Annotated in this window: 41 protein-coding genes; 2 read left to right on the plus strand and 39 right to left on the minus strand. The window is 43.1% G+C overall.

From position 1 onward, the window contains the following. Positions 1-300 precede the first annotated feature (300 nt). Positions 301-531 (minus strand): hypothetical protein, encoded by a 231-nt coding sequence (locus tag NR125_RS22600; protein ID WP_009336624.1) that lies wholly within the window; start codon positions 529-531, stop codon positions 301-303. 144 nt (positions 532-675) lie between these two features. Here NR125_RS22600 and pdaB point away from each other — a divergent pair, with 144 nt between their 5' ends. Continuing rightward, a complete protein-coding gene (pdaB, locus tag NR125_RS22605; RefSeq protein WP_009336623.1) occupies positions 676-1,428 on the plus strand; it encodes a polysaccharide deacetylase family sporulation protein PdaB in 753 nt (250 codons plus the stop codon). Positions 1,429-1,539: 111 nt separating this feature from the next. Here pdaB and NR125_RS22610 read toward each other — a convergent pair whose 3' ends face one another. After that, the gene (locus tag NR125_RS22610; RefSeq protein WP_019382795.1) at positions 1,540-2,172 is read right to left on the minus strand and encodes a KinB-signaling pathway activation protein; all 633 of its coding nucleotides are present in this window, start codon (positions 2,170-2,172) and stop codon (positions 1,540-1,542) included. Between the two features lie 147 nt (positions 2,173-2,319). Here NR125_RS22610 and gerD point away from each other — a divergent pair, with 147 nt between their 5' ends. Then, a complete protein-coding gene (gerD, locus tag NR125_RS22615; RefSeq protein ID WP_256816167.1) occupies positions 2,320-2,961 on the plus strand; it encodes a spore germination lipoprotein GerD in 642 nt (213 codons plus the stop codon). Between the two features lie 50 nt (positions 2,962-3,011). Here the strand turns inward: gerD and NR125_RS22620 are convergent, their stop codons facing one another. The 37 genes from NR125_RS22620 to rplV all read right to left on the minus strand — a co-directional run bounded on the left by NR125_RS22620 (position 3,012) and on the right by rplV (position 26,094). Next, a complete protein-coding gene (locus NR125_RS22620) occupies positions 3,012-4,070 on the minus strand; it encodes an Mrp/NBP35 family ATP-binding protein (RefSeq protein WP_071157941.1) in 1,059 nt (352 codons plus the stop codon). Between the two features lie 139 nt (positions 4,071-4,209). Then, complete coding sequence (gene cwlD / locus NR125_RS22625; protein WP_071157975.1) at positions 4,210-4,932, minus strand: N-acetylmuramoyl-L-alanine amidase CwlD; 723 nt, start codon at positions 4,930-4,932, stop codon at positions 4,210-4,212. A 100-nt stretch (positions 4,933-5,032) separates the two neighbouring features. Then, the gene (locus tag NR125_RS22630) at positions 5,033-5,476 is read right to left on the minus strand and encodes a YbaK family protein (protein ID WP_009336618.1); all 444 of its coding nucleotides are present in this window, start codon (positions 5,474-5,476) and stop codon (positions 5,033-5,035) included. A gap of 227 nt (positions 5,477-5,703) precedes the next feature. Beyond that, on the minus strand, positions 5,704-6,972 hold the full coding sequence (locus tag NR125_RS22635; protein WP_256816169.1) for a glutamate-5-semialdehyde dehydrogenase: 1,269 nt from the start codon (positions 6,970-6,972) through the stop codon (positions 5,704-5,706). Between the two features lie 18 nt (positions 6,973-6,990). Then, entirely contained in the window at positions 6,991-8,109 is a 1,119-nt protein-coding gene (gene proB / locus NR125_RS22640; protein ID WP_009336616.1) for a glutamate 5-kinase, read from the minus strand. Positions 8,110-8,145: 36 nt separating this feature from the next. Then, on the minus strand, positions 8,146-8,988 hold the full coding sequence (gene proC / locus NR125_RS22645) for a pyrroline-5-carboxylate reductase (protein ID WP_019382788.1): 843 nt from the start codon (positions 8,986-8,988) through the stop codon (positions 8,146-8,148). 361 nt (positions 8,989-9,349) lie between these two features. Further along, a complete protein-coding gene (rpsI, locus tag NR125_RS22650; protein ID WP_009336614.1) occupies positions 9,350-9,742 on the minus strand; it encodes a 30S ribosomal protein S9 in 393 nt (130 codons plus the stop codon). Positions 9,743-9,762: 20 nt separating this feature from the next. Then, positions 9,763-10,200 (minus strand): 50S ribosomal protein L13, encoded by a 438-nt coding sequence (gene rplM, locus NR125_RS22655; RefSeq protein ID WP_009336613.1) that lies wholly within the window; start codon positions 10,198-10,200, stop codon positions 9,763-9,765. A gap of 234 nt (positions 10,201-10,434) precedes the next feature. After that, a complete protein-coding gene (truA, locus tag NR125_RS22660; protein ID WP_256816172.1) occupies positions 10,435-11,172 on the minus strand; it encodes a tRNA pseudouridine(38-40) synthase TruA in 738 nt (245 codons plus the stop codon). Between the two features lie 12 nt (positions 11,173-11,184). Next, the gene (locus NR125_RS22665; RefSeq protein ID WP_256816174.1) at positions 11,185-11,982 is read right to left on the minus strand and encodes an energy-coupling factor transporter transmembrane component T family protein; all 798 of its coding nucleotides are present in this window, start codon (positions 11,980-11,982) and stop codon (positions 11,185-11,187) included. After that, entirely contained in the window at positions 11,979-12,848 is an 870-nt protein-coding gene (locus NR125_RS22670; protein ID WP_256816175.1) for an energy-coupling factor ABC transporter ATP-binding protein, read from the minus strand. Before NR125_RS22670 ends, NR125_RS22665 begins: the two co-directional genes overlap by 4 nt. Continuing rightward, the gene (locus tag NR125_RS22675) at positions 12,824-13,663 is read right to left on the minus strand and encodes an energy-coupling factor ABC transporter ATP-binding protein (protein ID WP_256816177.1); all 840 of its coding nucleotides are present in this window, start codon (positions 13,661-13,663) and stop codon (positions 12,824-12,826) included. Before NR125_RS22675 ends, NR125_RS22670 begins: the two co-directional genes overlap by 25 nt. Before the next feature lie 593 nt (positions 13,664-14,256). After that, entirely contained in the window at positions 14,257-14,619 is a 363-nt protein-coding gene (rplQ, locus tag NR125_RS22680) for a 50S ribosomal protein L17 (RefSeq protein ID WP_009336608.1), read from the minus strand. Positions 14,620-14,698: 79 nt separating this feature from the next. Next, positions 14,699-15,643, minus strand: a complete 945-nt coding sequence (locus NR125_RS22685; protein WP_009336607.1) for a DNA-directed RNA polymerase subunit alpha — start codon at positions 15,641-15,643, stop codon at positions 14,699-14,701. A gap of 173 nt (positions 15,644-15,816) precedes the next feature. Continuing rightward, positions 15,817-16,206, minus strand: coding sequence for a 30S ribosomal protein S11 (rpsK, locus tag NR125_RS22690; protein WP_009336606.1), 390 nt, complete (start codon positions 16,204-16,206; stop codon positions 15,817-15,819). 21 nt (positions 16,207-16,227) lie between these two features. Next, positions 16,228-16,593 (minus strand): 30S ribosomal protein S13, encoded by a 366-nt coding sequence (rpsM, locus tag NR125_RS22695; RefSeq protein ID WP_009336605.1) that lies wholly within the window; start codon positions 16,591-16,593, stop codon positions 16,228-16,230. 23 nt (positions 16,594-16,616) lie between these two features. Further along, positions 16,617-16,730, minus strand: a complete 114-nt coding sequence (gene rpmJ, locus NR125_RS22700) for a 50S ribosomal protein L36 (protein WP_000868344.1) — start codon at positions 16,728-16,730, stop codon at positions 16,617-16,619. A gap of 35 nt (positions 16,731-16,765) precedes the next feature. Beyond that, the gene (infA, locus tag NR125_RS22705; RefSeq protein WP_009336604.1) at positions 16,766-16,984 is read right to left on the minus strand and encodes a translation initiation factor IF-1; all 219 of its coding nucleotides are present in this window, start codon (positions 16,982-16,984) and stop codon (positions 16,766-16,768) included. After that, positions 16,962-17,297 carry a KOW domain-containing RNA-binding protein gene (locus NR125_RS22710; protein WP_009336603.1) on the minus strand — a complete coding sequence of 112 codons (336 nt, stop codon included), beginning with the start codon at positions 17,295-17,297 and terminating at the stop codon, positions 16,962-16,964. Before NR125_RS22710 ends, infA begins: the two co-directional genes overlap by 23 nt. A 16-nt stretch (positions 17,298-17,313) precedes the next feature. After that, positions 17,314-18,060 carry a type I methionyl aminopeptidase gene (map, locus tag NR125_RS22715; protein WP_009336602.1) on the minus strand — a complete coding sequence of 249 codons (747 nt, stop codon included), beginning with the start codon at positions 18,058-18,060 and terminating at the stop codon, positions 17,314-17,316. Next, on the minus strand, positions 18,057-18,707 hold the full coding sequence (locus NR125_RS22720; protein WP_009336601.1) for an adenylate kinase: 651 nt from the start codon (positions 18,705-18,707) through the stop codon (positions 18,057-18,059). The genes map and NR125_RS22720 overlap by 4 nt, the downstream gene beginning before the upstream one ends. Before the next feature lie 59 nt (positions 18,708-18,766). Further along, complete coding sequence (secY, locus tag NR125_RS22725) at positions 18,767-20,062, minus strand: preprotein translocase subunit SecY (RefSeq protein WP_009336600.1); 1,296 nt, start codon at positions 20,060-20,062, stop codon at positions 18,767-18,769. After that, positions 20,062-20,502 carry a 50S ribosomal protein L15 gene (gene rplO, locus NR125_RS22730; protein ID WP_009336599.1) on the minus strand — a complete coding sequence of 147 codons (441 nt, stop codon included), beginning with the start codon at positions 20,500-20,502 and terminating at the stop codon, positions 20,062-20,064. The genes secY and rplO overlap by 1 nt, the downstream gene beginning before the upstream one ends. Positions 20,503-20,534: 32 nt before the next feature. Then, the gene (gene rpmD, locus NR125_RS22735; RefSeq protein ID WP_009336598.1) at positions 20,535-20,717 is read right to left on the minus strand and encodes a 50S ribosomal protein L30; all 183 of its coding nucleotides are present in this window, start codon (positions 20,715-20,717) and stop codon (positions 20,535-20,537) included. 13 nt (positions 20,718-20,730) lie between these two features. After that, positions 20,731-21,231 carry a 30S ribosomal protein S5 gene (gene rpsE, locus NR125_RS22740; RefSeq protein ID WP_009336597.1) on the minus strand — a complete coding sequence of 167 codons (501 nt, stop codon included), beginning with the start codon at positions 21,229-21,231 and terminating at the stop codon, positions 20,731-20,733. 24 nt (positions 21,232-21,255) lie between these two features. Then, positions 21,256-21,618: a 50S ribosomal protein L18 gene (rplR, locus tag NR125_RS22745; protein WP_009336596.1), complete on the minus strand. Its 363-nt coding sequence runs from the start codon at positions 21,616-21,618 to the stop codon at positions 21,256-21,258. Positions 21,619-21,650: 32 nt separating this feature from the next. After that, the gene (gene rplF / locus NR125_RS22750) at positions 21,651-22,187 is read right to left on the minus strand and encodes a 50S ribosomal protein L6 (RefSeq protein WP_009336595.1); all 537 of its coding nucleotides are present in this window, start codon (positions 22,185-22,187) and stop codon (positions 21,651-21,653) included. A 31-nt stretch (positions 22,188-22,218) separates the two neighbouring features. Beyond that, on the minus strand, positions 22,219-22,617 hold the full coding sequence (gene rpsH, locus NR125_RS22755; RefSeq protein WP_009336594.1) for a 30S ribosomal protein S8: 399 nt from the start codon (positions 22,615-22,617) through the stop codon (positions 22,219-22,221). 29 nt (positions 22,618-22,646) lie between these two features. Further along, a complete protein-coding gene (gene rpsN / locus NR125_RS22760) occupies positions 22,647-22,832 on the minus strand; it encodes a 30S ribosomal protein S14 (protein ID WP_009336593.1) in 186 nt (61 codons plus the stop codon). Between the two features lie 25 nt (positions 22,833-22,857). Next, on the minus strand, positions 22,858-23,397 hold the full coding sequence (gene rplE, locus NR125_RS22765) for a 50S ribosomal protein L5 (protein ID WP_009336592.1): 540 nt from the start codon (positions 23,395-23,397) through the stop codon (positions 22,858-22,860). A 26-nt stretch (positions 23,398-23,423) separates the two neighbouring features. Continuing rightward, entirely contained in the window at positions 23,424-23,735 is a 312-nt protein-coding gene (gene rplX / locus NR125_RS22770; RefSeq protein WP_009336591.1) for a 50S ribosomal protein L24, read from the minus strand. Between the two features lie 37 nt (positions 23,736-23,772). After that, complete coding sequence (gene rplN / locus NR125_RS22775; RefSeq protein ID WP_009336590.1) at positions 23,773-24,141, minus strand: 50S ribosomal protein L14; 369 nt, start codon at positions 24,139-24,141, stop codon at positions 23,773-23,775. Between the two features lie 40 nt (positions 24,142-24,181). Beyond that, positions 24,182-24,445, minus strand: a complete 264-nt coding sequence (gene rpsQ / locus NR125_RS22780; protein ID WP_009336589.1) for a 30S ribosomal protein S17 — start codon at positions 24,443-24,445, stop codon at positions 24,182-24,184. A gap of 21 nt (positions 24,446-24,466) precedes the next feature. Continuing rightward, on the minus strand, positions 24,467-24,667 hold the full coding sequence (gene rpmC, locus NR125_RS22785; RefSeq protein WP_009336588.1) for a 50S ribosomal protein L29: 201 nt from the start codon (positions 24,665-24,667) through the stop codon (positions 24,467-24,469). Beyond that, positions 24,657-25,091: a 50S ribosomal protein L16 gene (gene rplP, locus NR125_RS22790; RefSeq protein WP_009336587.1), complete on the minus strand. Its 435-nt coding sequence runs from the start codon at positions 25,089-25,091 to the stop codon at positions 24,657-24,659. The genes rpmC and rplP overlap by 11 nt, the downstream gene beginning before the upstream one ends. Position 25,092: 1 nt before the next feature. Further along, positions 25,093-25,749, minus strand: a complete 657-nt coding sequence (rpsC, locus tag NR125_RS22795; protein ID WP_009336585.1) for a 30S ribosomal protein S3 — start codon at positions 25,747-25,749, stop codon at positions 25,093-25,095. A 3-nt stretch (positions 25,750-25,752) separates the two neighbouring features. Next, positions 25,753-26,094: a 50S ribosomal protein L22 gene (gene rplV, locus NR125_RS22800; RefSeq protein ID WP_009336582.1), complete on the minus strand. Its 342-nt coding sequence runs from the start codon at positions 26,092-26,094 to the stop codon at positions 25,753-25,755. Between the last annotated feature and the right edge of the window lie 18 nt (positions 26,095-26,112).

Here is a 26,112-nt window from a genome sequence, read left to right on the forward strand (position 1 = left end):
CGTTCGTCCTGAGCCAGGATCAAACTCTCCATATAAGAGTTGATTAAGCTCATAAATTGTCTTTTCAAAAAAGACTAAAGAATTAACGTTGACGTTTTTGTTCGTTCAGTTTTCAAAGATCAATCCGCCGCTCAGAAGCGACTTTCTTAATATATCACGTGTCAGCATCGACGTCAACAACTTTTTTTAAGTTGTTTTTTATTGGTGCTTTCCGTCATCAGCGACGTTTATTAATATACCAAGATACCAATAACAAGTCAACAGCTTTTTATATTTTTTTAATAAGAAAAGAAATATCTATTATCCCTTATTTTCCCGATGCTGTCTTGAACGCATGTATTTAAGGCAGTCTGCTGGCGTTGCCATACGCTGAAATAAAGAAAATAAGATTTTATATCGTTCTTCCATAGCTCTTTTGACAATATGGTCGATCCTGTCATCTTTTAAATCGAATAATATTTCGTCCATTTCCCGCTTAATGAGGTACTCCATTTCTTTCAGCTCTTTTTGGTTTAAAAGCATTCCAATCATTTTGATTGCCTCCATTGTATTATTCAATTTGTTTTCTGTAGTATTTTTCCATTTAGGATTTATTATGAGTGAATTTTTTATACATGGTAGAGACAAGTTCAGCATAGGTATGGATTAGGAAGGTATCGGACGAGGTGAATTGTTATGAACTTTTTTTATGTATTGAATGGTAAGTCTTTAAAACAAGTTTCGCTGGTTGTCATTGCAGCATTTTTCACAGCTTGGTTCCTCTATATGCAGAGCATTGTCCATTTGCCTGCTTTTTCAGCCAAAGACGGGCCTAAAGCGATATACAAAGGGGAAAAGGATTTAGCCCTCACCTTTAATATTGGATGGGGGGATGTAAAAGCAGAACCCATACTGGATATTCTCAAAGAAGAGAATGTTAAAGCGGCGACCTTTTTTCTGGCTGGTTCCTGGGCCGAACGACATCCGGATTTAGTTTCAAGAATCGTCAAAGAAGGTTACGAAATTGGGATTCTGGGCTATGGCTATGAAGATTATACAGAGCTAGAAGAAGACAAGATCAGAAGAGACCTCGCAAAAGCACAGGAAGCATTTAGAAAGCTGAATATTAAAGACATTAAGCTTGTGCGCGCCCCAACTGGACATTTTGACCAGAAAACGTTAAAGGTCGCTGAAAGAATGGGCTACACTGTTGTCCATTGGAGTGTTGATTCAAAGGATTGGACCAATCCGGGTGCAGAGAGGATTGCAGAAAATGTATCAAAAGCTAAAAAAGGAGACATTGTACTTCTGCATGCGTCCGATTCTGCAAAACAAACAGCCAAAGCCCTTCCGCTCATTTTAAATGATGTAAAAGCCAAGGGACTCAAATTCGTTTCCGTTTCTGAAATGATTGCTAATGCTGAGACGAAGACAAGTGAAATAAAATAGATAAGCGAAGCGCCTTGCCCACCCCCGATAAGCACAAGACGAGAGGGCAGGATGCTTGCGCCAGACAGTTATCGACATTCAAAATTCTATACTTAAAACAAAAGCCATCCATTATTTGGATGGCTTTTGAGCTAGATTGCTTCTTTGTTTTTGAGAATCCTCATTTAATTTATGAAGGATAAGCAGCTGGTAGGTGTTGCAGACTAGTAATGGGAACAGCATTAAATATAGCCAGCTTTCCTCATTTACCCTTAAGACCGGCACCCACTCAATGGCTGTTACAACCACCATAAAAAATACTGCAGGAATAAATGCATGCTGATTGGTCTGCTTTGCTTTAATTGCAGCAACCACAAGTGCGACTATAAGAAGAAAAGCCGCTACGCCAATATACGGAAGCATGCTGTCTCCCCCTCCCGCAAAAGCCTTATAGCGGAAGTAAACCAAGTCAAACAAAGCAAATAAAATCAGGACAATCTGAATAGGATTCCACAATCCTTTAAAAATCCCCAACCCGAAGCGGTGTACCGTCAAATATGCAAAGAAGCCCATTTGGCTAATGATGCTGAAGATTAATCCTACACCTATAAGCCAGAAGAATACCGACAGAATCTCAAGGAAATCGAAGTCAGTAAAAATAGGCGCAAATTCATCCCAGCGCACAATAAATCCGACAACTCCAGTAGTTAATCCTCCAACTAAAAGAGTTGATATAAAAAGCTTTACCCAATTACGGCTAGTCAATTTATTTTTCCCCCATAATAAATAAATTCATTCTTTATGATTGTACCAACCAAAGTTTGAAAAATCTAGGCATTGTATTTCCAGCGCATAATATTTGCTGAATTTCTTCATTCTAAAGGTAAGGACACCTCTGAAAGGAGCTTCATCATGATAAAAAAATTCCGTTTGCTCCTTCCATTAGCGCTAGTGTTTTTCATATCAGGCTGCGGCCAAGGTGAAACGGGCAACGGCCAAATGGATTATGAGCAGACTAAAAAAATGGTTGTAGATATATTAAAGACCGATGAAGGAAAAAAGGCGCTCGAAGAATTGATGGCTGAAGAAAAAATGCAGCAAAAGATGGTCATGGACCAAAAGGTAGTAGCCGATACCATTGAAAAAACCTTAACCTCTGATAAAGGTACAGAGTTTTGGAAGAAGTCCTTTGATGATCCAAAGTTTGCCGAAAGCATGGCAAAAAGTATGCAGAAAGAAAATGAACAGCTATTAAAAGATCTAATGAAAGACCCTGAATATCGGGGAATGATGATAGAAGTACTTAAAGATCCCGAACTCGAAAAAGAAGTTACGGATGTCCTTAAAAGCAAGGAATATCGGGAGCATATACAGAAAGTAATGACCGAGACATTTGAAAGCCCGCTTTTTAAAGCAAAAATTCAGGACATCCTTCTGAAAGCAGCAGAGGAAACGAAAAGCGGTCAGCAAGGCGGTGAAGAAAGCGGCGGTGAAGGCGGCGGCCAGGGTGCAGACCAAGGCGGCGGCGGTGGCGGCCAGGGAGGCGGAGCATAACTCCACCTTTAAAAAGAAAACCTCTTCCAATTCGGAAGAGGTTTCTTTCATTACTTGCTTTCAATTGATTGGATAACTTTGCGGGCGATATCTGTATAAATCTGTCCGAGCTTATGTTCTTCATCATAAATGGACGGTGCGAAGTCTTCTTCATTCCAATCAGGCTGCTGAAGAGGCAGCTGGCCCAGCACTTCTGTCCGCAGTTCCTCAGCAAGCTTTTCACCGCCGCCTTGACCAAATACGTGCTCTCTTTCACCAGTCAATTGGCTCTCGAAATAGGCCATGTTCTCAATAACACCCAGGATTTCATGCTCAGTACGAAGTGCCATAGCACCCGCCCTCGCAGCGACAAACGCAGCTGTAGGATGCGGAGTTGTCACAACGATTTCCTTGCAGGAAGGGAGCATTGTGTGCACATCCAGGGCCACATCTCCTGTTCCCGGCGGCAAATCAAGAAGAAGGTAATCCAATTCGCCCCATTCTACTTCATTGAAGAAGCTGTTCAGCATTTTGCCAAGCATTGGGCCTCTCCAGATAATTGGTGCATTATCTTCTACAAAGAATCCCATTGAAATCACCTTTACTCCAAAGCGCTCAACCGGCAGAATCCTTTCTCCTCTAACTACGGGGCGCTTTGTAATGCCCATCATATCCGGTACGCTGAATCCATAAATATCGGCATCGATCAGACCGACCTTTTTTCCTAAACGGGCCAGGGATACTGCCAGGTTTACAGATACGGTGGATTTGCCGACTCCGCCTTTTCCGCTGGCAATCGCAATAAACTCAGTTTTATTTCCAGAAGAAAGCAGGCCTTTGTCTTCTTCAGCCGCTGCCTCTCTATATTGTGAAAGCACTTCATCCGGAAGCTCGCTGAAGCGTATGCCAACGGTTTCCGCTCCTGCCTCTTTTAGAAGATTGACGATTTGAGTCTGAAGCTGAAGCTGTTCAGCTGTACCTGTCTTGGCAATTTGAATCTTGACGCTGACATGGTTCTTTTCTTCCTTGATTTTAATTTCTTCAATGGCGTTAAGTTCGCCCAATGTTCTATGTATAAATGGTTCCTTTAAGCCGTTTAAAGCTTCTTTGACTTTCTGTTCAGTTAACATACATTGCACCCGCCTTCTGAATTCGTTTCCAATTTAGTATAACATATTGAATATTCTATACTGTTAATTCTATCACACCAGGGATACATTCACTATTTCCCTGCATTCTAAAAAGAAAAGGCACTTTTTAAGCGCCTTTTCATTCCCATGTTTCGGTCAGTTCTTTTTCATTGGTATAGTAGCGCATGATTCCATTGTAAATGGAGGCAGCAATTTTATCCTGATATTCATCAGTTTTCAGATTGGCCCGTTCCCCCGGATTTGATAAGAACCCAACTTCTACTAGGACACCTGGCTTTTTGGCGTATTTTAAAATAAAAACATTGTTTAAAGGCTTCGAATTCCGCTTGGTATTCTCCAGGTTGCGGCGGAGTTCGTCCTGTATGAACTTTGCCGCTTTGGCATTTTCCTTAATCGCCGGTGCATAGAAAGTCTGCGCTCCGCTCCATCTGGGGGAAGGAATTGAATTTAAATGAATGCTGACATAAAAATCAGAATTAGAAGTATTGATCATTTCAAGCCGTTTCTTCAGGTCTTCTACTTTCCTCCGGCTGTAACCCCTGGTTCCCTCTGGTGCAAGGTCTCTGTCTTCCTCCCTCGTCATCAGCACAAGCGCTCCCTGCTCCTGAAGGTAGTCCCTTACTTTTAATGATACATCCAATGCGATATCCTTCTCAAGTGCACCTTCATCGCCTGCCCCGCCATCCGGACCGCCATGGCCGGGATCAAGCAAGATAATCTTTCCTGTTAAAGGAAGATTCCACGATTCCCAGGAATCATCATCCGTAAAGTCATATTGCAAAATTAGAAAAAGGACGATAAGCCCGATCGCAAACCCGCCTATTTTTAATTTTTTCTTCATATGTCCCAATCAGTCCCCCCTGCTTATCCTCATTTCAATATATGGGACAAGATGGAGATCTAGAACTTTGATCAGGACACCCCTTTTTACATTGTACTTTTCAGTGGAGACGCAATTTATGCCTTCTCTCCCCTTTATTGAATCCTTCCGACCACCAGCTGCTTACATATTGCTCACACATATAATAAAGGGATTCGCTCATTACCGCTTCCGAACCATGACCCCAATAAAGGAAAAAGTTATATAGTGTGTCCACTAAATGCTTATACTCTTTTTCACATCTATGGCGGACCTGATCCAGCGATTCGCCATAGAGCCCAAAACGGCTGTAGTTGGCCCCCAGCAAATAGGCTTCAATCGCAACATCATAGCATGCCTCCTCAATTCCGGCATTCATCATCAGACCGGAGACAAATCTGGAAGAACCAAAAAATTGCTGTACTTTCTCTTTTAAAGCTTTTATCGAAATTTCCCGAAGGACGGATTTTTCATATTTGATCTGCTTTTCTCTTTTTTTCTCTTTAAACGTTGTTATGACAGTCACTGCTTTCTCACCCCTTGAGGATAGTCTTTATCTGCAGAGGGAGAGAAATGCAAAAAGCAGCCGCGAATCGGCTGCCAATTTTTTATCAGAAAAGCGAAAGGAGCCCGCTTAAAGGAACCCCGATTAAAATCGCCTCTTCCTATAGTCAGACAAGTATCTAATACAGGAATAAATTCTTATTTTTTACGCAAAGCACCAGCCGGAGCTGATGCTTTTAAATACGCTTTTTATCGGATCTGTCCATTTCCGGACATGAGATATTTTCGGGTTGTTAATGCCGGCAGTCCCATTGGGCCTCTCGCATGGAGCTTCTGTGTGGATATGCCGATTTCAGCACCGAAGCCAAGAGCCCCTCCATCTGTGAATCTGGTCGAGGCATTATGGTACAATGCTGCAGCATCTGTCAGCTGCATGAATCTTTTGGCTGTTTCACCATTTTCCGTAATGATCGCCTCAGAATGCTTTGTTCCATATCGGTCAATATGATCAATGGCCTGTTCAAGGCTATCAACGGTTTTTACCGCCAAATCCAGGCTTAAATATTCATTTGCCCAATCGCTCTCGCTCACTGGCACAACATTAGGCAAAGCTTTTGCCGCAGCCTTATCTCCATGTACTGTTATACCGTGCTTTTTCAGAGCTTCTGCAAGCAAATCTTTATGCTGGTTAAGCCATGCTTCATGTACAATCAGCGTTTCTGCTGCGTTGCAGACAGCCGGACGGTCTGTTTTGGCATTAACCAGGATATTGATCGCTTTTTCAGGATTCGCTTCCTTATCTACATAGATATGGCAGTTTCCCACCCCTGTTTCAAGAACAGGCACTGTTGCATTCTCAACCACTGCCTTAATAAGGGATGCGCCGCCTCTTGGAATTAAGACATCAATATGCTCCTTCATTGTAAACAGCTGCATTGCCGCTTCTCTGTCTGCTGTGGCAATAAATTGAACAGCCTCTTTAGGTATTTTCGTTTTTTCAAGAGCACCATGAATGATCTCCACTATAGCCTGATTCGAGCTCAGGGCTGATGATCCGCCTTTTAGGACAATGGCATTTCCTGACTTTAAAGCCAGACCTGCTGCATCTGCTGTTACATTGGGTCTTGCTTCATAAATCATGCCGATGACACCCAGCGGAACCCGGACCTCTTCAACCTTCAGCCCATTATCCAAAGTCCATCCAGACATGACGTCTCCAACCGGATCGGGAAGTTCAGCTACCTGGCGAAGTCCGGCTGCAAATTCAAAAACCCGCTCTTTAGTCAATGACAGCCGGTCCATATATGCCTCTTCAAATCCATTTTCCTTGCCGTTTTTTAAATCGGCCATATTGGCTGCAAGAATTGATTCATATCCAGTCTCCAAATCATCTGCAACTGTATGGAGTGCTTCGTTCTTTTCTTCCGTTGTTAAAATACTTAATGTTTTGGCAGCCTTCCTGGCTTTTTTCGCCTGTTCTTCTACATTATTTGTCTTTACTGCTGATGCAGTAGTCATTGAATCCCTCCTATTAGTTTAAACAAGTGCCGGCAGCTTAAAGTCGCGGGAACATACAAACGTTTCTTGAGCAATGGCCGGTTCCAGCTCTTCATCTGCTGTATGGTCATTTAACTGTTCGTTTGAATAATTAATGCGGCCGAGGCCGATTTCTTTTCCCTCTTCATCCAGAATGCGGACAACTGCGCCATTTTTAAATCGCCCTTTTACTTCCTGAATATCAGAGAGATAAAGGTTTTCCTGATGATCCACAATCGCCTCTATCCCATGAGAGCTGATGGTCACCTTGCCTTCAGGGCCTGAGTGAAATGCAATCCACTGTTTCTGGTTATCCAGATTGAATGCATCCGGTTCCGGCTTGAAGTAGGTTCCTTTCGCCCTGCCTTCCACAGCTTCCATTAAGATATTTTCCGTACCTGCTTTTCCTAAAAAAGAATCAATTCCCGCAGCCATGGCAATTTTCACTGCCTGGATTTTTGACTTCATGCCGCCTGTTCCTACAGCACTTCCAGATCCTCCTGCAGCAGCTTCAATTTCAGGTGTAATGCTGTGAACCCTCTCCAGAAGACTTGCACCAGGATTGTCATTGGGGTTGCAGTCATAGAGGCCGTCAACGTCTGATAAAATAATCAATAAATCAGCATCGATCAGACCTGCCACTTTTGCCGCCAGGGTATCATTGTCCCCGAATCGCAAACGGTCGACTGTAACCGTGTCATTTTCATTTATAATCGGGATGATTCCGCGCTCCAGCAGCACATTCATGGTGTTATGCATGTTGCCATAACGCTTTTCATCGGAGAAATCGCTTCTGGTAATTAAGATTTGTGAAGCGACATACCCGTGAGATAAAAAGAGTTCTGAGTAAGATTCCATTAATAAGCCCTGGCCAATTGAAGCAGCAGCCTGTTTTTCCGGAAGGGAAGAAGGACGGTTAAGGCAGCCGAGCTTCCGGTAGCCTGCAGCTACAGCACCTGATGACACGACAGCTGTTTCATAGCCAGCATCCTTCAGCTCGACAATTTGCTCTGCAAATTTTTCAAGCTTTCTGCGGCTGATCTCCCCATGCATGCTTGTTAGTGAGCTGCTTCCGATCTTAATAACAACTCTTTTTATCTGCTTTTCTTTACTCAACATCCAATACCTCCTGTGAACTTATAAATCCCATTTCCCTTAGGAAGTGACAAGGGCGCCTTCCAATTCTTCGCTGATCTCCTTTGAACGTTTGGCGGCATGCTCCACTGCCTGTGTGATAGCTTCTCCTCCATTGTATCTCCTTAAAGCTTCGAGCCCTGAAGCAGTTGTGCCATTTGGCGAGGTCACTTTCTCTCTAAGAGAAGTTGGAGCTTCATCCTTTTCAAGCACCATCTTAGCTGCTCCAAAAATCGTCTGGGCGACAATTTTTCGTACAGTCTCTTCATCCATGCCTTTTTGCACCCCTACCCGCTCCATATTTTCCATCAGATAATAGAAGTAAGCAGGACCGCTTCCGGCTAATCCCGTAAAAACATCCATCTGGTCTTCATCAATGATATACACTTCCCCCATGCATTCCAGCAATTCCTTAACCAATTCTACATTGGCCATGCTGGTATTCTTGCCTGCCACGACAGCCGTCGCAGATTCCTGAATCATGCTCGAAGTATTTGGCATCACACGCACAACCTGCTGTCCCGGATTTAAATGGTCTTCCATGAACTCAGTTGTAATGCCTGCCAAAACAGAAAGAATTACCTGGCCGGGATTTAATTTATCTTTAATCGAACGCAGAGCTTCCTCTGCACCTTTTGGTTTCATGGCTAAAATGAATAAATCAATCTCCTCAAATGGAAGCTCGCTTTGGGGCATCGCACTCACACCGTACTTATCATGAATCTCTTCCAGTCTGTCTGCATTGCTCCTATTCGTTACAAATACTCGATCGGGTGATATTTCCCCAGCTGTCATCACTCCCGAGATCATTGATTCAGCCATTGACCCTGCTCCTAAAAAAGCAATTGTTTTATTGGCTAACATGGACATCCTCCTTTAAATGAACAAACTGTTCGTATAACCGTTCGTATTTTATCAACGTTATCTATCGTAACATGCTTAAATACATATTCAAGGGTATTAGGGAAAGACGGGAGGATATGGGCGAGATAGTGAATGAAAACGCTAACATATGCTGCCTAAGATTCGCTGAGGCTCCCTCAGCGTGAATAATCCCCTCTCAGGCCCATATTTGCAAAAATATATTTTCCCATTTCTTAAAAGTGCACAAACACAAAGCCTGGCCAACTGGCTGAGCTGTGCCGAATAAAAAAGCTGCAAATAAATAAAATAAGAAATAAAAAAACTCCCAGCCAAAATGGCTGAGAGCTTTGATAAGCAAATATTAACGCTTTGAGAACTGAGGAGCACGACGAGCACCTTTAAGACCGTATTTCTTACGCTCTTTCATACGTGCGTCACGAGTTAATAGTCCTGCGCGCTTTAATGTTGGACGGAATTCTGGATCTGCTTGAAGCAATGCACGAGCGATGCCGTGGCGGATTGCGCCAGCTTGACCAGTGTATCCACCGCCGTTTACATTTACAAGAATGTCGTAGCTGTTAACAGTTTCAGTAGCTACAAGCGGCTGTTTTACAACTTCACGTAAAGCTGCAAAAGGAATGTAATCTGTGATTTCACGACCATTGATGATGATTTTACCGTCGCCTGGAACTAAACGAACACGTGCAACGGAGCTCTTACGACGACCAGTACCAATATATTGAACCTGTGCCAAGTTAATAACCTCCCTAAAAATTATCCACGAAGTTCGTAAACTTCAGGTTGTTGTGCTTGGTGCTTATGTTCGCTACCAGCATATACGTGTAATTTCTTGAACATTTGACGACCAAGAGAGTTCTTTGGAAGCATGCCTTTGATTGCAAGCTCAAGCATTCTCTCAGGGTAGTTTGTACGCATTTCAAGAGCAGTTCTTGTTTTTAGACCGCCTGGGTGCATGCTGTGACGATAGTAGATCTTGTCAGTAAGCTTTTTCCCAGTAAGTTCGATTTTTGAAGCATTGATAAGAATTACATGATCACCAGTATCAACATGTGGTGTATAAGTTGGTTTATGTTTACCACGTAGAATTGATGCAACTTCACTAGCAAGACGACCAAGAGTTTTGCCTTCAGCATCAATCACGTACCATTTACGTTCGATATTGTTTGAATTCGCCATAAACGTTGTACGCATCAGTTTCCCTCCTAATAATTCCATTCATAATCATTTTTTTGGTTTATCTATTCGACACAATAAGTTCCGGGGCTTATCGTGGTTTTAATAATAATACCATATGCTATAATATAACTTTGACAGTCCAATGTCAAGCGAATGTTACACCTGGTTTAGTTGTTTTAAACTCTTTTTTTATATGAGTTTGGCTTTACAACGCGCCCTCGCGGTTCTTCAATTGTTTTTTCCAAAATTTTAATAAAAAACTTTCCACAAATATAAACCTTGAGGAGGCGCTGTTTTCCCTGCAGCTGATCTGTTTTTTTCTTTAAGAACAGAAGGCATGGAATCGGGGTCTCTTTCCCCTGAGCCAACTTCAAGTAGTGTGCCGGCCAGGATGCGGACCATATTATATAAGAATCCGGTGCCTCTAAAGCGGAAGATGAGCGTATCCTCTTTTTCCTGCACCTCTATCTCCTGTAGTTCCCTGACCTTATCCTCCACTTCCGTCTTAGCGGAGCAGAAGCTTGTAAAATTATGTGTCCCTATTAAATCCGCAGCCGCTTGTTTGATTGCATCCGTATTTAAGGGATAGGGGTAATGATAGGCATAATGTCGTTTAAAAGGGTCTCTCCTGGATGAGCGATGCACGAAGTACCGATATTCCTTCCCTTTCGCATCAAAACGGACATGAAAGTCATCAGGCACTGTCTCAGCCCCTACTATGGCCACCTCATCCGGCAGCAGGGAATTAAGGGCGATTTCCCATTTTTCAATAGGAATATTCAAAGGGGAATCGAAATGGATCACCTGGCCCCGTGCATGGACACCTGCATCGGTTCTGCCTGAGGCTGTGACCTTGATGTCTTCTCCTTTATGAAGCTTCTTTAAGGCCCTCTCCAGCTCTCCTTGAACAGTCCGCTTGCCAGGCTGCACCTGATAGCCTGCAAAATGGGTGCCGTCATACGTTATATTACATTTAAATCTTTGCATAGGGTCACCTCATTACGTCCTCAGCAGGATTAACACCAGAGTCAGGGCTGCAAGCATTGCCAGCATAGCCGTATCCTTCAGACCCCAGTTAAGCTGCCTGTATTTCGTTCTGCCTCCCCCGCCTCTATAGCCGCGTGACTCCATCGCTACAGCAAGCTCCTCAGCCCGTTTGAACGAACTGACAAACAAAGGGATTAAGAGAGGAATAATGGCTTTGATACGTTCTTTAATCGGGCCGCTTGAAAAGTCGACTCCCCTGGCTGTCTGAGCTTTCATGATTTTATCCGTTTCCTGCATAAGTGTCGGGATAAAGCGAAGAGAAATCGACATCATTAATGCCAGTTCATGCACCGGAAACTTGATTTTATTCAATGGAGCCAGCAGGCTTTCCAGACCATCCGTTATTTCAATCGGAGTCGTTGTCAAAGTCAGAATGGAAGTCATCAGAATGAGCAGGAAGAAGCGCAATGATATGAAAATCCCCTGTCTCAAACCTTCTTCATAGATTGTAATCCATCCAAAACGGAAGAGGACTTCACCCTCTTTTGTCAAAAACAAGTGGAGGAATAATGTAAAAATAACAAGCAGAAGGACCGGCTTTAACCCTGTATAGATAAACCGGATCGGAACCTTCGATAAAGCAATCATCAAAAAGGTGTAAACCGTAAGTAAGCCGTATGTCAGCATATTATTTGCCAGGAAGACAATGCACACGAATAAGAAAATAAGGACTAGCTTAGAACGGGGATCCATCCTGTGCAGGACAGACTCTGCCGGAACATAGCGCCCAAAGATCATTTTATCCATCATTTTGGCGTCCCCCTTTTCATCGCAGCAGCAATCTCATCCGTCAGCTCATCCATGGTCAGACATGTCTTAGAGAAACGGATGTTAAGTGATTCTTCCATTTTCAGCTGAAAACGGACAACCTCCGGAACATCGAGGCCAAGCTTAAGCAAGCCTTCCGGAGAAGAAAAGATTTCTTTAGGCGTTCCCTTTCTGTACACTTCACCGTTGTGCATGATGACAATCTGATCAGCATAGCGGGAGGCGTCCTCCATGCTATGTGTCACTAGCACTGTCGATAGCCCTCTTGTACCATGCAGGCTGTAGAACATATCCATGATTTCTTTTCTGCCCCGCGGGTCAAGCCCTGCAGTAGGCTCATCCAGGACAATGACATCAGGCTCCATTGCCAGTACTCCGGCTATCGCCACCCGTCTCATTTGGCCGCCTGACAGGTCAAATGGGGACTTGTGTAAAATTTCCTCCGGCAGGCCAACCTGGCTTATGGCTGCTCTTGCTCTTTTTTTGGCTTCCTCTTCTGACACTCCGAAGTTCATCGGACCAAAGCATATATCTTTCTCGACCGTTTCCTCAAACAGCTGATGCTCAGGAAATTGAAACACGATGCCGACCCTTTGGCGGATTTCCTTCAGGTTTTTTTGTTTCTTATGCGAGGTGATCAGACGCTCTCCAATCACTACCTGGCCTTCTGTCGGTTTAAGCAGGCCATTTAAATGCTGGAGGACAGTCGATTTGCCTGATCCCGTATGACCGATAATTGCCAGAAACGTGCCTGATGGAATATCAATGGAAACATCCTTTATCGCGAGGCGTTCAAATGGCGTATTGACCTGATACCGGTATTCTACATTTTGGAGTGAGATGTCCATAATTCTTCCACCAACTCTTCTTCAGATAAATAATGCCTTGATAACGGCAAGCCTTTTTCTCTTAATATCTTGCTTAGCTTCACAGGAAAAGGAATATCCAGGCCCAGCTTTACAAGCTCTTCATCCATTTGAAAGATTTCCTCAGGTGTGCCTTCCCGATATAACTGTCCTCTGTTCATAACCACGATGCGATCAGCCTTTGCAGCTTCCTCCAAATCATGTGTGATGGAGATGACTGTCATATGATAGTCCTGCTTCAGCTCTCTGACGGTTTCAAGCACCTCTTCACGCCCTCTTGGATCAAGCATGGAGGTTGACTCGTCCAGAATTATAATGTCCGGCCTTAGGGCGATGACGCCGGCAATGGCCACCCTTTGTTTCTGGCCGCCAGAAAGATGGTGCGGCTCTTGATTAAGAAATTGTTCCATTTTGACTTTCTCCAGTGATTGCGCAACACGCTGAACCATGTCATTTCTTTCAATTCCATGGTTTTCTAAACCAAAAGCCACATCATCCTGTACGGTCGTTCCGACAAACTGGTTATCCGGATTCTGAAAAACCATGCCGATCTTCTTTCTGGTTTCCCAGACGGTCTCTTCGGTCAATGGAATTCCTCCTACTGTAATACTGCCTTCCAGAGGATAATGCAGGCCATTCAGCAGTTTGGCTAGTGTTGATTTCCCGGAACCATTATGGCCAACAATAGCAAGCCATTCCCCTTTCCATATATTGAAAGAGACATTGTGCAGCGCATATCCAGCCTCTGCATCGTATTTAAACGAAACATTTTTCAATTCTACCAGCGGCTCGTTCATGTGAAGTCCTCCTCTCAGCTCTGCTTCTCTATTTCAGCTCTGCTCTAATATTCTTATCCTAATGAAAAAACCCGCCATTTTTGGCGAGCTTTAAATAGTTCGATAATAGGTTATGTTACCGGATAGCAAGCGTTGAATGATACCATTCTCCCACACTTGTAATACACAAGAAAATCTGGATTTCTGCTATCTAAGCTTATTGGATGCCTATTATGCCTCCCTATTAAAAGCTCATACTGACGCAGTATGGTGGTTGGTTCTTGCTATAGTATGACTGTTCAGAGACCTCGATTTCCTTATGGTTTATGAACATACTAAATTTAAAAAAGCCTGCACCTCTTTCCGTCAGGCAGTAAACTGCCGGGCGCAAATCTTCTTTCCGGAAGAGGTGCATGAGCTAGACAAGACAGTGTACCAGGTAATGGGGAATCTATTGGTCATCCATCCCTGTATAATAGCTGTACATGCTCATCGTAACGCTCGTTTTTGGCCTGAAATAGGCGTTCCTAACATATTAAGGAAACAGCCGCTTTTATAGAAAAAGGGCAAAGAACAAGTTCAATGAAACTGTCCCGCGCCCTTTCCTTAAAAAATTATACTAACTCGATGATTACCATTGGCGCACCGTCTCCACGACGAGGTCCAAGTTTCATAATACGAGTGTATCCGCCTTGGCGCTCTTCATAACGAGTTGCGATGTCGCTGAATAATTTTTGAACTGCATCCTGGTCAGTTTCAGCGTTAGCTACCTCATTGCGAACAAAAGCAGCTGCTTGACGGCGTGCATGCAAGTCGCCGCGCTTTCCAAGAGTGATCATTTTCTCAACAACTGAACGAAGTTCTTTTGCACGAGCTTCAGTTGTTTCAATGCGCTCATTGATGATTAGATCTGTTGCTAAGTCACGCAGCATAGCTTTACGTTGTGAGCTAGTGCGTCCTAACTTTCTGTATCCCATGAAAGTTTCCCTCCTTTGTTGAAGTCATTCAATCTGCTGAAAGCCAAACATATAAAGATGATGAATCAATTTACATCAATCAATCGTCTTTGCGTAAGCCCAGTCCAAGATCTTCTAATTTATGTTTTACTTCCTCAAGTGACTTTCTGCCCAGGTTACGGACCTTCATCATATCCTCTTCAGTCTTATTGGCTAATTCCTGAACAGTATTGATGCCAGCACGCTTTAAGCAGTTGTAAGAACGTACAGATAAATCAAGTTCTTCAATTGTCATCTCAAGTACTTTCTCTTTTTGGTCTTCTTCTTTTTCAACCATGATTTCGGCATTTTGAGCTTCATCAGTTAAACCGACAAAGATATTCAAATGCTCAGTTAAGATCTTCGCTCCAAGTGCAACCGCATCTTGAGGACCTGTACTTCCGTCAGTCCAAACATCGAATGTTAACTTATCATAGTTAGTCATTTGACCCACACGTGTATTCTCTACCTGATAAGAAATGCGAGATACTGGAGTGTAGATGGAATCGATCGGAATCACACCGATTGGCTGATCTTCTCTCTTGTTTTGGTCAGCTGGTGTATACCCTCGTCCGCGTCTTGCAGTTAAACGCATGCGCAGGTGGGCATTTGAACCTAGAGTAGCAATATGAAGATCCGGATTAAGGATTTCAACATCGCTGTCATGAGTTACGTCAGCTGCCTTCACTACACCTTCACCCTGAACATCGATTTCCAATGTTTTTTCTTCATCAGAGTAGATTTTAAGTGCTAGTTTTTTAATGTTTAAAATGATAGATGTTACATCTTCTACGACGCCTTCAATTGTTGAGAACTCATGAAGTACCCCATCAATTTGGATCGATGTGACAGCGGCACCTGGGAGTGAGGATAAAAGGATACGACGTAAGGAGTTACCCAAAGTTGTACCATATCCACGCTCAAGTGGCTCGACGACGAACTTGCCGTACTTGGCATCATCGCTGATCTCAACCGTTTCGATTTTTGGTTTTTCTATTTCGATCATCAAAATATACCCTCCTTCAAAACGTCGAAACCCCGGCTAGCAATCTCTAACCGAAATTCCCCCATGTATACGTTCCCGTTTTGTGCACAACAACTGGAATAATTATTCTGTATAACTAAAAAATTAGTATCATATCCCATTATAGACAAGGATACAAAATCTATACAGAAAAATTATACACGGCGGCGTTTTGGTGGACGACATCCGTTATGAGGAACTGGAGTTACGTCTCTGATAGCAGTAACTTCTAGACCAGCAGCTTGAAGAGCACGGATAGCAGCTTCACGTCCTGCACCAGGTCCTTTAACAGTTACTTCAAGAGATTTCATACCGTGTTCCTGAGAAGTTTTAGCTGCAGTTTCAGCTGCCATTTGCGCTGCGAATGGAGTAGATTTACGAGAACCTTTGAATCCAAGAGCTCCAGCACTTGACCAGGAAACTGCATTTCCATGAACATCAGTGATAGTTACGATTGTGTTATTGAAAGTAGAACGGATATGTGCAATACCTTGTTCAATATTCTTTTTCACACGACGCTTACGTGTATTAGTTTTACGAGCCATTTAAAGTACCTCCTTTACCGATTATTTCTTCTTGTTCGCTACAGTCTTACGAGGACCTTTGCGAGTACGAGCGTTGTTTTTTGTGTTTTGTCCGCGAACCGGTAAACCACGGCGATGACGTAGACCGCGATAGCTTCCGATCTCCATTAGACGTTTGATGTTAAGTGATACTTCACGGCGAAGGTCACCTTCAACTTTCAATTTGTCAATGATGTCACGGATTTTGTTAAGTTCATCTTCTGTAAGATCACGAACACGAGTGTCTTCAGAAACACCAGCTTCAGCCAAAACTTTTTGAGCTGTAGATTTACCAATACCAAAGATATAAGTTAATGAGATTACTACACGTTTTTCACGTGGAACATCTACACCAGCAATACGTGCCATTGTATAAGCGCACCTCCTTCAATTTAACCTTGTTTTTGTTTATGTTTAGGGTTTTCACAGATAACCATTACTTTTCCACGTCTGCGGATAACTTTACACTTTTCGCAGATTGGTTTAACTGATGGTCTTACTTTCATTATCCTAACCTCCTTAATAGTACGGAGTGCAATGATTATTTAAAACGATATGTGATTCTACCGCGTGTTAAATCATATGGAGATAGCTCAACTGTTACTTTATCTCCAGGTAAAATGCGGATGAAGTGCATACGGATCTTACCGGATACATGAGCTAGCACTGTATGACCATTTTCTAATTCTACCTTAAACATTGCATTTGGCAAAGTATCAACAACTGTGCCTTCTATTTCAATTACATCGTCTTTCGCCATTGAACGATACTCCCTTCTTCATATCATATACGAATTCATTTACATACTTTGCAAGCGCAAAGCGCAACTTTCCGTTTGTTACACGGCCGGTCTCCTCGAGACTGGTCTGAACTTCTGGAGAGATATAATTAAGCAATTGCAGATGCTGAATGTTCTTTTTCTTCGGGCAATCAAATTTCTTCCTGCCGCCGTCAGCAAGCATAACAAACCTTTCATCCATCAACCTTATAATTATAGCATATTGACCAGCATCGCGCCCGCTTTTGATCAAAACAATTTGACCAGGCTGCGGATTCGTATCAGAACCAACCAATGGAATCACCTGCACCTTAGGCTTTTGTTAATATTTCATAACCGGTTTCAGTGATCGCTATTGTGTGCTCAAAATGTGCACACCTTTTACCGTCAACCGTAACAACTGTCCAGTTATCGGTTAAGGTTTTAACATAACGACTTCCTGCATTCACCATAGGTTCAATAGCAAGTACCATACCCGGCTTTAAGCGCGGCCCTCTGTTAGGCGGTCCATAATGAGGAATTTGGGGATCCTCATGTAAGTCTTGCCCTACACCATGGCCGACATACTCGCGTACAATGGAAAAGCCATTAGATTCCGCATACGTTTGGATAGCATGGGAGATGTTCGACAAGCGCTCACCCGGTTTTGCTTCTTCAAGACCCTTATATAACGATTCCTCTGTCACATCCATCAGACGCTCGGATTCCTCATCAATTTGGCCAATAGCATAAGTCCAGGCTGAGTCACCATGATAACCGTTATATTTAGCACCGATATCAATGCTGATTATATCACCGTTATTTAAAACTCGATCACCAGGGATCCCGTGAACAAGTTCATCGTTAACTGAAGCACAAATGCTGCCGCGGAAACCATTATACCCTTTAAAAGACGGGATTGCATCGTGTTTACGGATAAACTGGTCAGCAATATCATCTAATTCGCGGGTTGTGATTCCGGGTACAATATGTTTCTTCAGTTCCTGGTGTGTAAGTGCTACGATCCTGCCGGCCTCACGCATTATATCAAGTTCACGCGGGGTTTTGCAAATGATCATTGTAAGCCCCCGAGCAAAGCATCAAGATCAGAAAATACTTTATTAATATCTTGCTGACCATCAATATTGCGCAGATAACCTTTCGTTTCGTAGAAATCAAGCAACGGTTTTGTTTGTTTAATATTAACGTCAAGTCTATTCTGAACAGTAGCTTCATTATCATCAGCACGCTGATACAGCTCACCGCCACAGCGATCGCACACTCCGTCCTTCGCTGGCGGATTGAATACTAAGTGATAAGTAGCTCCGCAGTCTTTACAGATGCGGCGTCCGGTAAGACGTTCCATTAGAATGCTCTGATCAACATCAATATTTATGACATAATCAATTTTCTTGTTTAAATCAGAAAGGATGTTTTCAAGGGCATCTGCTTGGGCAACCGTTCTTGGGAAGCCATCCAGCAAAAAGCCTTTTTCGCAATCATCCTTGCTTAAACGTTCACGGACAATGCCGATTGTTACTTCATCAGGAACAAGCTCGCCTTTATCCATGAATGATTTTGCTTTAAGGCCTAGGTCCGTTTCGTCTTTAATAGCCGCACGGAACATATCTCCAGTAGAGATATGAGGGATGCCGTATTTTTGGACGATCTTCTCGGCTTGTGTACCTTTTCCGGCACCAGGGAGCCCCATTAAAACTAAATTCACGTCAATTTCCCCCTAGTCTCTAAATGGTATAAGGGAACGAGACGCTCCCTACACCCAAATTATTTAATGAAACCTTTATAATGACGCTTAACCAGCTGTGCTTCAAGCTGCTTCATCGTTTCAAGTGCAACACCGACAACGATTAGCAGGCTTGTGCCTCCAATTTGCGCAGATTCAGGTAATCCAGCGATATTAATGAAGAATACCGGCAGGATAGAAATGACCGTCAGGAAGAGCGCACCGACCAATGTTAAACGATATAAGACGCGAGTCAAATATTCCTGCGTGTTATTTCCTGGACGGATGCCCGGGATATAACCGCCCTGCTTCTTCAGGTTTTCCGCAACTTGCTCCGGATTCACCTGAATGAAAGCATAGAAATAAGTAAAAGCAATGATTAATGCACTATAAATGACCATCCCGATCGGAGACGTGTAGTCAAATATTCTTTGAATCCAAAGCGTCACATCATTCTGCTCAAAGAAACCTGCAATGGTTCTTGGCGTGATGATGAAAGAAATCGCAAAGATTACTGGAATTACACCAGCTGCATTAACTTTTAACGGAAGATGAGTTGATTGTCCGCCAGCAGAATTTTTCCCTGCTGTTACGCGCTTAGCGTATTGAATAGGAATTTTTCTTAATGCCTGTTGGATAAAGATCGTTCCCACAACAATAGCGATGACTGCAACCAGGATAAGCACGACTGTCACAATGCGAAGGAATAGCTGCTCTCCAGCATTTTCAAACTGCTGAGCATAAATCTGGTTAACCGTTGAAGGAATACCAGCTGCGATACCAGCAAAGATAATGATGGAAATACCATTGCCAACGCCTTTTGATGTAATCTGCTCGCCAAGCCACATTAGAAATGCAGTTCCGGCAGTCAATACTACAGCAATCAATAGATAAGAAGTAATTCCCGGATTTTCAATCAGCATTCCGCCTGCTAGGTTATTAAACCCATAAGACATACCGAGAGCCTGGATAAAACCAAGCACGATAGTAAAGTAACGGGTAAACTGAGCTAACTTACGGCGTCCAACCTCACCCTGCTTAGACCATTCCGTAAACTTAGGAACAACATCCATCTGCAGAAGCTGCACAATGATGGATGCCGTAATGTACGGCATGATGCCCATCGCAAGGATTGAGAAGTTCAGGAGCGCCCCGCCGCCGAATGTATTCAGAACACCGAATACATTAAGTTCATCCTGGGCTTTTAATAGATCTGCATTTACGCCCGGTACAGGTATAAATGTACCGATGCGAAATACGATCAGCATTAAAAGGGTGAAAATAATCTTTCGTCTTATATCACCCACACGCATAAAATTGGAGATTGTCTGAAACATTAAATCACCTCAGTTTGACCGCCGGCAGCTTCGATAGCTTCCTTTGCAGCAGAGGAGAATTTATGAGCTTTAACTGTAAGCTTTTTCTCAACTTTGCCTTTTGCAAGAATCTTGATTCCTGCTTTTTCGTTGCTTACTACACCAGTTTCGATAAGAAGCTCAGGAGTTACTTCTGCTCCATCTTCGAAACGGTTTAAAGCATCAAGGTTCACAACCGCGTATTCTTTACGGTTGATGTTAGTGAAACCGCGCTTAGGCAAGCGTTGGAATAAAGGTGTTTGACCACCCTCGAATCCAGGACGGACACCGCCGCCAGAACGAGCGTTTTGACCTTTATGACCCTTACCAGCAGTTTTACCATTACCGGAACCGATACCACGGCCTTTGCGTTTGCGTTCTTGACGAGAACCTTCTGCAGGCTTTAATTCATGAAGTTTCATGTTGGCACCTCCTTATTTGTAGAAGAATAGAATTATTTTTCTTTTACCACAACAAGGTGAGCAACTTTGTTGATCATTCCGCGGATAGCAGGATTATCTTGATGCTCAACTGTTTGGTGCATTTTGCGTAAGCCAAGAGCCTTAACTGTTTCGCGCTGGTCTTGCGGGCGACCAATCACGCTGCGAGTGAGGGTTACTTCTAGTTTATTCGCCATTTGATATCCCTCCTTATCCTAACAGTTCTTCTACTGATTTACCACGTAATTTCGCTACGTCCTCAGCACGTTTTAATTGAGTTAAACCGTTCAAAGTGGCGCGAACCATGTTGATTGGTGTGTTAGTACCTAAAGATTTAGATAAGATATCACCAACACCAGCTAATTCTAGAACCGCACGAACTGGACCTCCGGCGATTACTCCCGTACCTTCAGAAGCAGGCTTAAGAAGGATTTCTCCAGCACCGAAGTGACCGATTACCTGGTGAGGAATTGTAGTTCCAACCATAGGTACTTCGACTAAGTTTTTCTTAGCATCTTCAATAGCTTTGCGGATTGCTTCAGGAACTTCCTGTGCTTTACCTGTACCAAAGCCAACGTGACCGTTTTTGTCACCTACTACTACAAGAGCAGAGAAACGAAAACGACGTCCACCTTTAACAACCTTTGCTACACGATTAACCGTAACTACGCGCTCTTCAAGTTCAAGTTTGTTTGGATCAATACGACGCATCTTTTTGTGTCCCTCCTTTGTCTATTAAAATTCTAAACCATTTTCACGTGCTGCATCAGCTAATGCTTTAACACGTCCATGATATAGATAGCCACCACGATCGAAAACGACAGCTTTAACGCCTTTTTCGACTGCGCGCTTTGCAACTAATTCTCCGACCTTAACTGCTGCATCAACGTTGCCAGTTGCATCAAGGTTTACTTCTTTATCTTGTGTAGAAGCACTTGCTACAGTAACTCCGTTTACATCATCAATAAGTTGAGCATAAATGTGCTTGTTTGAACGATACACATTTAAACGAGGACGAGCCGCAGTTCCAGAAAGTTTCGCACGCACACGAGCATGTCTTTTCTTACGAACTGCATTTTTATCAGCCTTCGTAATCATTTCGGTCACTCCTTTCGTTTACCTAAGCGGCATTACTTACCAGTTTTACCTTCTTTACGACGAACATATTCGCCTTCATAGCGGATACCTTTACCTTTGTAAGGCTCTGGAGGACGAACATCACGGATGTTGGCAGCCAATGCACCAACACGCTCTTTGCTAGTACCTTTAACAATGATCTTTGTGTTAGATGGCACTTCAACTTCAATACCTTCTTCAGGCTCGATTTCAACAGGATGAGAGTAACCAACGTTTAAAACAAGCTTTTTGCCTTGTTTTTGAGCACGGTAACCGACACCGATAAGCTCTAGTCCTCTTTCGAATCCTTTTGACACACCTTCAACCATGTTAGCTAGAAGTGCGCGAGTTGTTCCGTGCAATGCGCGGTGTTCTTTCGCTTCAGATGGACGGGAAACGTTGATTACGTTCTCCTCCACCTTGATTTCGATATCCTGGTTGAATGAACGGGAAAGTTCACCTTTAGGACCCTTCACAGTAACAGTGTTATTGTCGATAGTAACAGTAACACCAGATGGAATTTCGATTGGTTTTTTACCTATACGAGACATTTAATTGCACCTCCATTCATGAAAAACTCTATTACCAAACGTATGCTAATACTTCTCCGCCGACTTGTTTAGCGCGAGCTTCTTTGTCTGTAAGAACTCCTTGAGAAGTAGAAACTAGTGCGATTCCAAGACCGTTAAGTACGCGAGGTACTTCATCAGCCTTTGCGTATACACGAAGACCAGGCTTACTGATACGCTTAAGACCAGTGATAACGCGTTCGTTGTTTGAACCGTATTTTAAGAAAATGCGGATGATGCCTTGCTTGTTATCCTCGATAAGCTCAACATCACGTACAAAACCTTCACGCTTTAAGATCTCAGCAATTTCCTTCTTGATGTTAGAAGCAGGAACTTCTAATTTTTCGTGACGAACCATGTTCGCATTACGGATGCGAGTTAGCAAGTCTGCAATTGGATCTGTCATGACCATTGTTTTTACCTCCTTCCCATACTTGGGGTTTACCAGCTAGCTTTTTTCACGCCAGGAATTTGTCCTTTATATGCTAATTCACGGAAACAAATACGACAAAGCTTAAATTTACGGTATACAGAATGTGGACGTCCGCAGCGTTCGCAGCGAGTGTACTCCTGTACCTTGTGTTTAGGCGTGCGTTTTTGCTTCGCAATCATTGACTTTTTAGCCACGTTTTCGCCTCCCTCTATTTAGCGATTACTTTTGGAATGGCATTCCAAATTGAGTTAAAAGTTCACGAGCTTCTTCATCAGTGTTAGCTGTAGTTACGATAACGATATCCATACCACGAACTTTGCTTACTTTATCGTAATCAATCTCAGGGAAGATCAACTGTTCTTTGACACCTAGAGTATAGTTACCACGGCCGTCAAATGACTTCTTAGAGATACCGCGGAAGTCACGTACACGTGGAAGAGATACAGATACTAACTTATCAAAGAACTCATACATGCGCTCTCCACGAAGAGTAACTTTCGCACCGATTGGCATACCTTCACGAAGACGGAAGCCAGCGATAGATTTCTTAGCGCGAGTGATAACCGGCTTTTGACCAGTAATCAATGTTAATTCCTCAACAGCTTTATCTAGTGCTTTAGCGTTTTGAACAGCGTCACCAACACCCATGTTGATAACGATTTTTTCAAGCTTAGGTGCTTGCATAACTGATTTATAGTTAAACTTGCTCATTAGAGCAGGAGTAATTTCTTTTGAATGCTTTTCTTTTAGGCGGTTCATCCATTGTACCTCCCTTCTTCTTTAAACTATTTATCTAGAACTTCACCGGATTTTTTTGCAACACGTACTTTTTTGCCATCAACCGTTTTATAGCCTACACGAGTTGGTTCACCAGATTTAGGATCGACAGGCATAACGTTTGATACATGAACAGGTGCCTCTTGGCTGATGATTCCGCCCTGCGGGTTCATCTGAGAAGGCTTAGAGTGTTTCTTTACAATGTTAACTCCTTCAACAAGCACTCGGCTTTGTTTAGGGAACGCTGCAAGAATAACGCCCGTTTTGCCTTTATCCTTACCAGAGATGACCATAACTTTGTCACCTTTTTTCACATGCATCTGTGCGCACCTCCTTAAAGGCAATTTAATTTGTTATTTATAATACTTCTGGAGCTAAAGATACAATTTTCATGAAGTTGTTTTCACGTAGTTCACGGGCAACTGGTCCGAAGATACGAGTTCCGCGTGGTCCTTTGTCATCACGAATAATTACACATGCGTTTTCATCGAAACGAATGTAAGTACCGTCATTACGGCGTACACCGCTCTTAGTACGAACAACTACCGCTTTAACAACATCACCTTTTTTAACAACGCCACCTGGTGTTGCTTGTTTCACTGTACAAACGATAACATCACCGATGTTAGCAGTCTTGCGGCCAGAGCCACCAAGAACTTTAATTGTAAGTACTTCACGAGCACCAGAGTTGTCAGCAACTTTTAAACGTGATTCTTGTTGAATCATGTGTGTAACCTCCCTTCGGGATAAACCTTATTCCGAACAATTAGATAATAACTGCTTTTTCAACTACTTCTACAAGACGGAAGCGTTTAGTCGCAGATAGTGGACGAGTTTCCATAATACGAACGATATCGCCAGTTTTTGCTTGGTTTTGCTCATCATGAGCTTTGAACTTTTTAGAGTACTTAACGCGTTTACCGTAAAGTGGATGCTTTTTGTAAGTTTCGACAAGAACCGTTACTGTCTTATCCATTTTGTCAGAAACGACGCGTCCAGTGTAAACTTTGCGTTGGTTGCGTTCACTCATTGTGCGAACCTCCTCTCAATATCACTTGCTAAAGCCGATTTCTCTTTCACGAATAACAGTTTTCATGCGGGCAATCGCTTTGCGTACTTCACGAATGCGAGCTGTGTTTTCAAGTTGTCCAGTCGCCAATTGAAAGCGAAGGTTGAAAAGCTCTTCTTTTAATGATTTTACTTTTTGTTCAATTTCGGCAGTGGTAAGGTCACGAATTTCATTAGCTTTCATTTGATTCACCACCAATTTCTTCTCGTTTTACAAACTTGCACTTAACTGGAAGTTTGTGTGATGCAAGACGTAATGCTTCACGAGCGATCTCTTCAGATACACCAGCGATTTCGAACATTACTTTACCAGGCTTAACAACTGCAACCCATCCTTCTGGAGCACCTTTACCGGAACCCATGCGGACTTCTAGAGGCTTTGCAGTGTAAGGCTTATGCGGGAAAATTTGAATCCAAACCTTACCGCCACGTTTCATGTAACGAGTCATTGCGATACGTGCAGATTCAATTTGACGGTTAGTGATCCAAGAAGCTTCAAGAGCTTGAAGACCATATTCACCGAAGTTTACTTCAGTTCCGCCTTTTGATTGACCACGCATTTTTCCGCGGTGTACACGACGATATTTAACGCGCTTTGGCAATAACATATTATTTGCCTCCTTCCCCAGTTTTCTTCTTAGTAGGAAGGACCTCTCCACGATAGATCCATACTTTTACGCCCAATTTACCGTAAGTTGTATCAGCTTCAGCTGTAGCATAATCGATATCAGCACGAAGAGTATGAAGTGGAACTGTTCCTTCGCTGTATGATTCTGAACGAGCGATATCAGCACCGCCTAAACGACCAGATACCATTGTTTTGATACCCTTAGCGCCAGCGCGCATTGCACGTTGAATAGTTTGTTTTTGAGCACGACGGAAAGATACGCGGTTTTCTAATTGACGAGCAATGTTTTCCGCAACCAATTTCGCATCAATGTCTGCTCTTTTAATTTCTAGAATGTTGATATGAACACGCTTGCCAGTTAATGAGTTAAGTGACTTGCGAAGTGCTTCAACCTCAGTACCACCTTTACCGATAACCATTCCTGGTTTCGCAGTGTGGATAGTGATGTTCAGGCGATTAGCAGCACGTTCGATTTCTACTTTAGAAACAGAAGCATCGCTTAAACGCTTTGTGATGTACTCACGAACCTTAAGGTCTTCGTGTAAAAGATCAGCATAGTCTTTGCCTGCGTACCATTTTGACTCCCAATCACGGATGACACCGACACGCAAACCGACTGGATTTACTTTTTGACCCACTGATTATCCCTCCTTCTTTTCTGATAAAACGATAGTAATATGACTAGTGCGCTTGTTGATTTGGCTTGCACGGCCCATAGCGCGAGGACGGAAACGTTTTAAAGTTGGTCCTTCGTCTACGAATGCTTGAGCAACTACCAGATTGTTAACGTCCATTTCGTAGTTGTGCTCAGCGTTAGCTAGTGCAGATTTTAAAACTTTCTCTACGATTGGAGAAGCAGCTTTAGGTGTAAGGTTCAAAATCGCTACTGCTTCGCCTACTTGCTTTCCTCGAATTAAATCTACGACTAAACGAGCTTTACGAGGAGCAATACGAACTGTTCTTGCAACAGCTTTAGCTTGCATTAGAATGCCCTCCTCTCA

Origin of the sequence: Cytobacillus sp. Bac17, from assembly GCF_024519925.1 — a bacterium.
GTDB lineage: Bacteria > Bacillota > Bacilli > Bacillales > Cytobacillaceae > Cytobacillus > Cytobacillus pseudoceanisediminis.

What these genes read in the sequence shown, in the direction of transcription:
- NR125_RS22600 (WP_009336624.1), bottom strand. Translation starts at nt 531, where the DNA reads ATGATTGGAATGCTTTTAAACCAAAAAGAGCTGAAAGAAATGGAGTAC.
- pdaB (WP_009336623.1), top strand. Translation starts at nt 676, where the DNA reads ATGAACTTTTTTTATGTATTGAATGGTAAGTCTTTAAAACAAGTTTCG.
- gerD (WP_256816167.1), top strand. Translation starts at nt 2,320, where the DNA reads ATGATAAAAAAATTCCGTTTGCTCCTTCCATTAGCGCTAGTGTTTTTC.
- NR125_RS22620 (WP_071157941.1), bottom strand. Translation starts at nt 4,070, where the DNA reads ATGTTAACTGAACAGAAAGTCAAAGAAGCTTTAAACGGCTTAAAGGAA.
- cwlD (WP_071157975.1), bottom strand. Translation starts at nt 4,932, where the DNA reads ATGAAGAAAAAATTAAAAATAGGCGGGTTTGCGATCGGGCTTATCGTC.
- NR125_RS22635 (WP_256816169.1), bottom strand. Translation starts at nt 6,972, where the DNA reads ATGACTACTGCATCAGCAGTAAAGACAAATAATGTAGAAGAACAGGCG.
- proB (WP_009336616.1), bottom strand. Translation starts at nt 8,109, where the DNA reads ATGTTGAGTAAAGAAAAGCAGATAAAAAGAGTTGTTATTAAGATCGGA.
- proC (WP_019382788.1), bottom strand. Translation starts at nt 8,988, where the DNA reads ATGTTAGCCAATAAAACAATTGCTTTTTTAGGAGCAGGGTCAATGGCT.
- rplM (WP_009336613.1), bottom strand. Translation starts at nt 10,200, where the DNA reads ATGCGTACAACGTTTATGGCGAATTCAAACAATATCGAACGTAAATGG.
- truA (WP_256816172.1), bottom strand. Translation starts at nt 11,172, where the DNA reads ATGCAAAGATTTAAATGTAATATAACGTATGACGGCACCCATTTTGCA.
- NR125_RS22665 (WP_256816174.1), bottom strand. Translation starts at nt 11,982, where the DNA reads ATGATGGATAAAATGATCTTTGGGCGCTATGTTCCGGCAGAGTCTGTC.
- NR125_RS22670 (WP_256816175.1), bottom strand. Translation starts at nt 12,848, where the DNA reads ATGGACATCTCACTCCAAAATGTAGAATACCGGTATCAGGTCAATACG.
- NR125_RS22675 (WP_256816177.1), bottom strand. Translation starts at nt 13,663, where the DNA reads ATGAACGAGCCGCTGGTAGAATTGAAAAATGTTTCGTTTAAATACGAT.
- rplQ (WP_009336608.1), bottom strand. Translation starts at nt 14,619, where the DNA reads ATGGGATACAGAAAGTTAGGACGCACTAGCTCACAACGTAAAGCTATG.
- NR125_RS22685 (WP_009336607.1), bottom strand. Translation starts at nt 15,643, where the DNA reads ATGATCGAAATAGAAAAACCAAAAATCGAAACGGTTGAGATCAGCGAT.
- rpsK (WP_009336606.1), bottom strand. Translation starts at nt 16,206, where the DNA reads ATGGCTCGTAAAACTAATACACGTAAGCGTCGTGTGAAAAAGAATATT.
- rpsM (WP_009336605.1), bottom strand. Translation starts at nt 16,593, where the DNA reads ATGGCACGTATTGCTGGTGTAGATGTTCCACGTGAAAAACGTGTAGTA.
- rpmJ (WP_000868344.1), bottom strand. Translation starts at nt 16,730, where the DNA reads ATGAAAGTAAGACCATCAGTTAAACCAATCTGCGAAAAGTGTAAAGTT.
- infA (WP_009336604.1), bottom strand. Translation starts at nt 16,984, where the DNA reads ATGGCGAAAGACGATGTAATTGAAATAGAAGGCACAGTTGTTGATACT.
- map (WP_009336602.1), bottom strand. Translation starts at nt 18,060, where the DNA reads ATGATCATTTGCAAAACCCCGCGTGAACTTGATATAATGCGTGAGGCC.
- secY (WP_009336600.1), bottom strand. Translation starts at nt 20,062, where the DNA reads ATGTTTCAGACAATCTCCAATTTTATGCGTGTGGGTGATATAAGACGA.
- rplO (WP_009336599.1), bottom strand. Translation starts at nt 20,502, where the DNA reads ATGAAACTTCATGAATTAAAGCCTGCAGAAGGTTCTCGTCAAGAACGC.
- rpmD (WP_009336598.1), bottom strand. Translation starts at nt 20,717, where the DNA reads ATGGCGAATAAACTAGAAGTAACCCTCACTCGCAGCGTGATTGGTCGC.
- rpsE (WP_009336597.1), bottom strand. Translation starts at nt 21,231, where the DNA reads ATGCGTCGTATTGATCCAAACAAACTTGAACTTGAAGAGCGCGTAGTT.
- rplR (WP_009336596.1), bottom strand. Translation starts at nt 21,618, where the DNA reads ATGATTACGAAGGCTGATAAAAATGCAGTTCGTAAGAAAAGACATGCT.
- rplF (WP_009336595.1), bottom strand. Translation starts at nt 22,187, where the DNA reads ATGTCTCGTATAGGTAAAAAACCAATCGAAATTCCATCTGGTGTTACT.
- rpsH (WP_009336594.1), bottom strand. Translation starts at nt 22,617, where the DNA reads ATGGTCATGACAGATCCAATTGCAGACTTGCTAACTCGCATCCGTAAT.
- rplE (WP_009336592.1), bottom strand. Translation starts at nt 23,397, where the DNA reads ATGAACCGCCTAAAAGAAAAGCATTCAAAAGAAATTACTCCTGCTCTA.
- rplX (WP_009336591.1), bottom strand. Translation starts at nt 23,735, where the DNA reads ATGCATGTGAAAAAAGGTGACAAAGTTATGGTCATCTCTGGTAAGGAT.
- rplN (WP_009336590.1), bottom strand. Translation starts at nt 24,141, where the DNA reads ATGATTCAACAAGAATCACGTTTAAAAGTTGCTGACAACTCTGGTGCT.
- rpsQ (WP_009336589.1), bottom strand. Translation starts at nt 24,445, where the DNA reads ATGAGTGAACGCAACCAACGCAAAGTTTACACTGGACGCGTCGTTTCT.
- rpmC (WP_009336588.1), bottom strand. Translation starts at nt 24,667, where the DNA reads ATGAAAGCTAATGAAATTCGTGACCTTACCACTGCCGAAATTGAACAA.
- rplP (WP_009336587.1), bottom strand. Translation starts at nt 25,091, where the DNA reads ATGTTATTGCCAAAGCGCGTTAAATATCGTCGTGTACACCGCGGAAAA.
- rplV (WP_009336582.1), bottom strand. Translation starts at nt 26,094, where the DNA reads ATGCAAGCTAAAGCTGTTGCAAGAACAGTTCGTATTGCTCCTCGTAAA.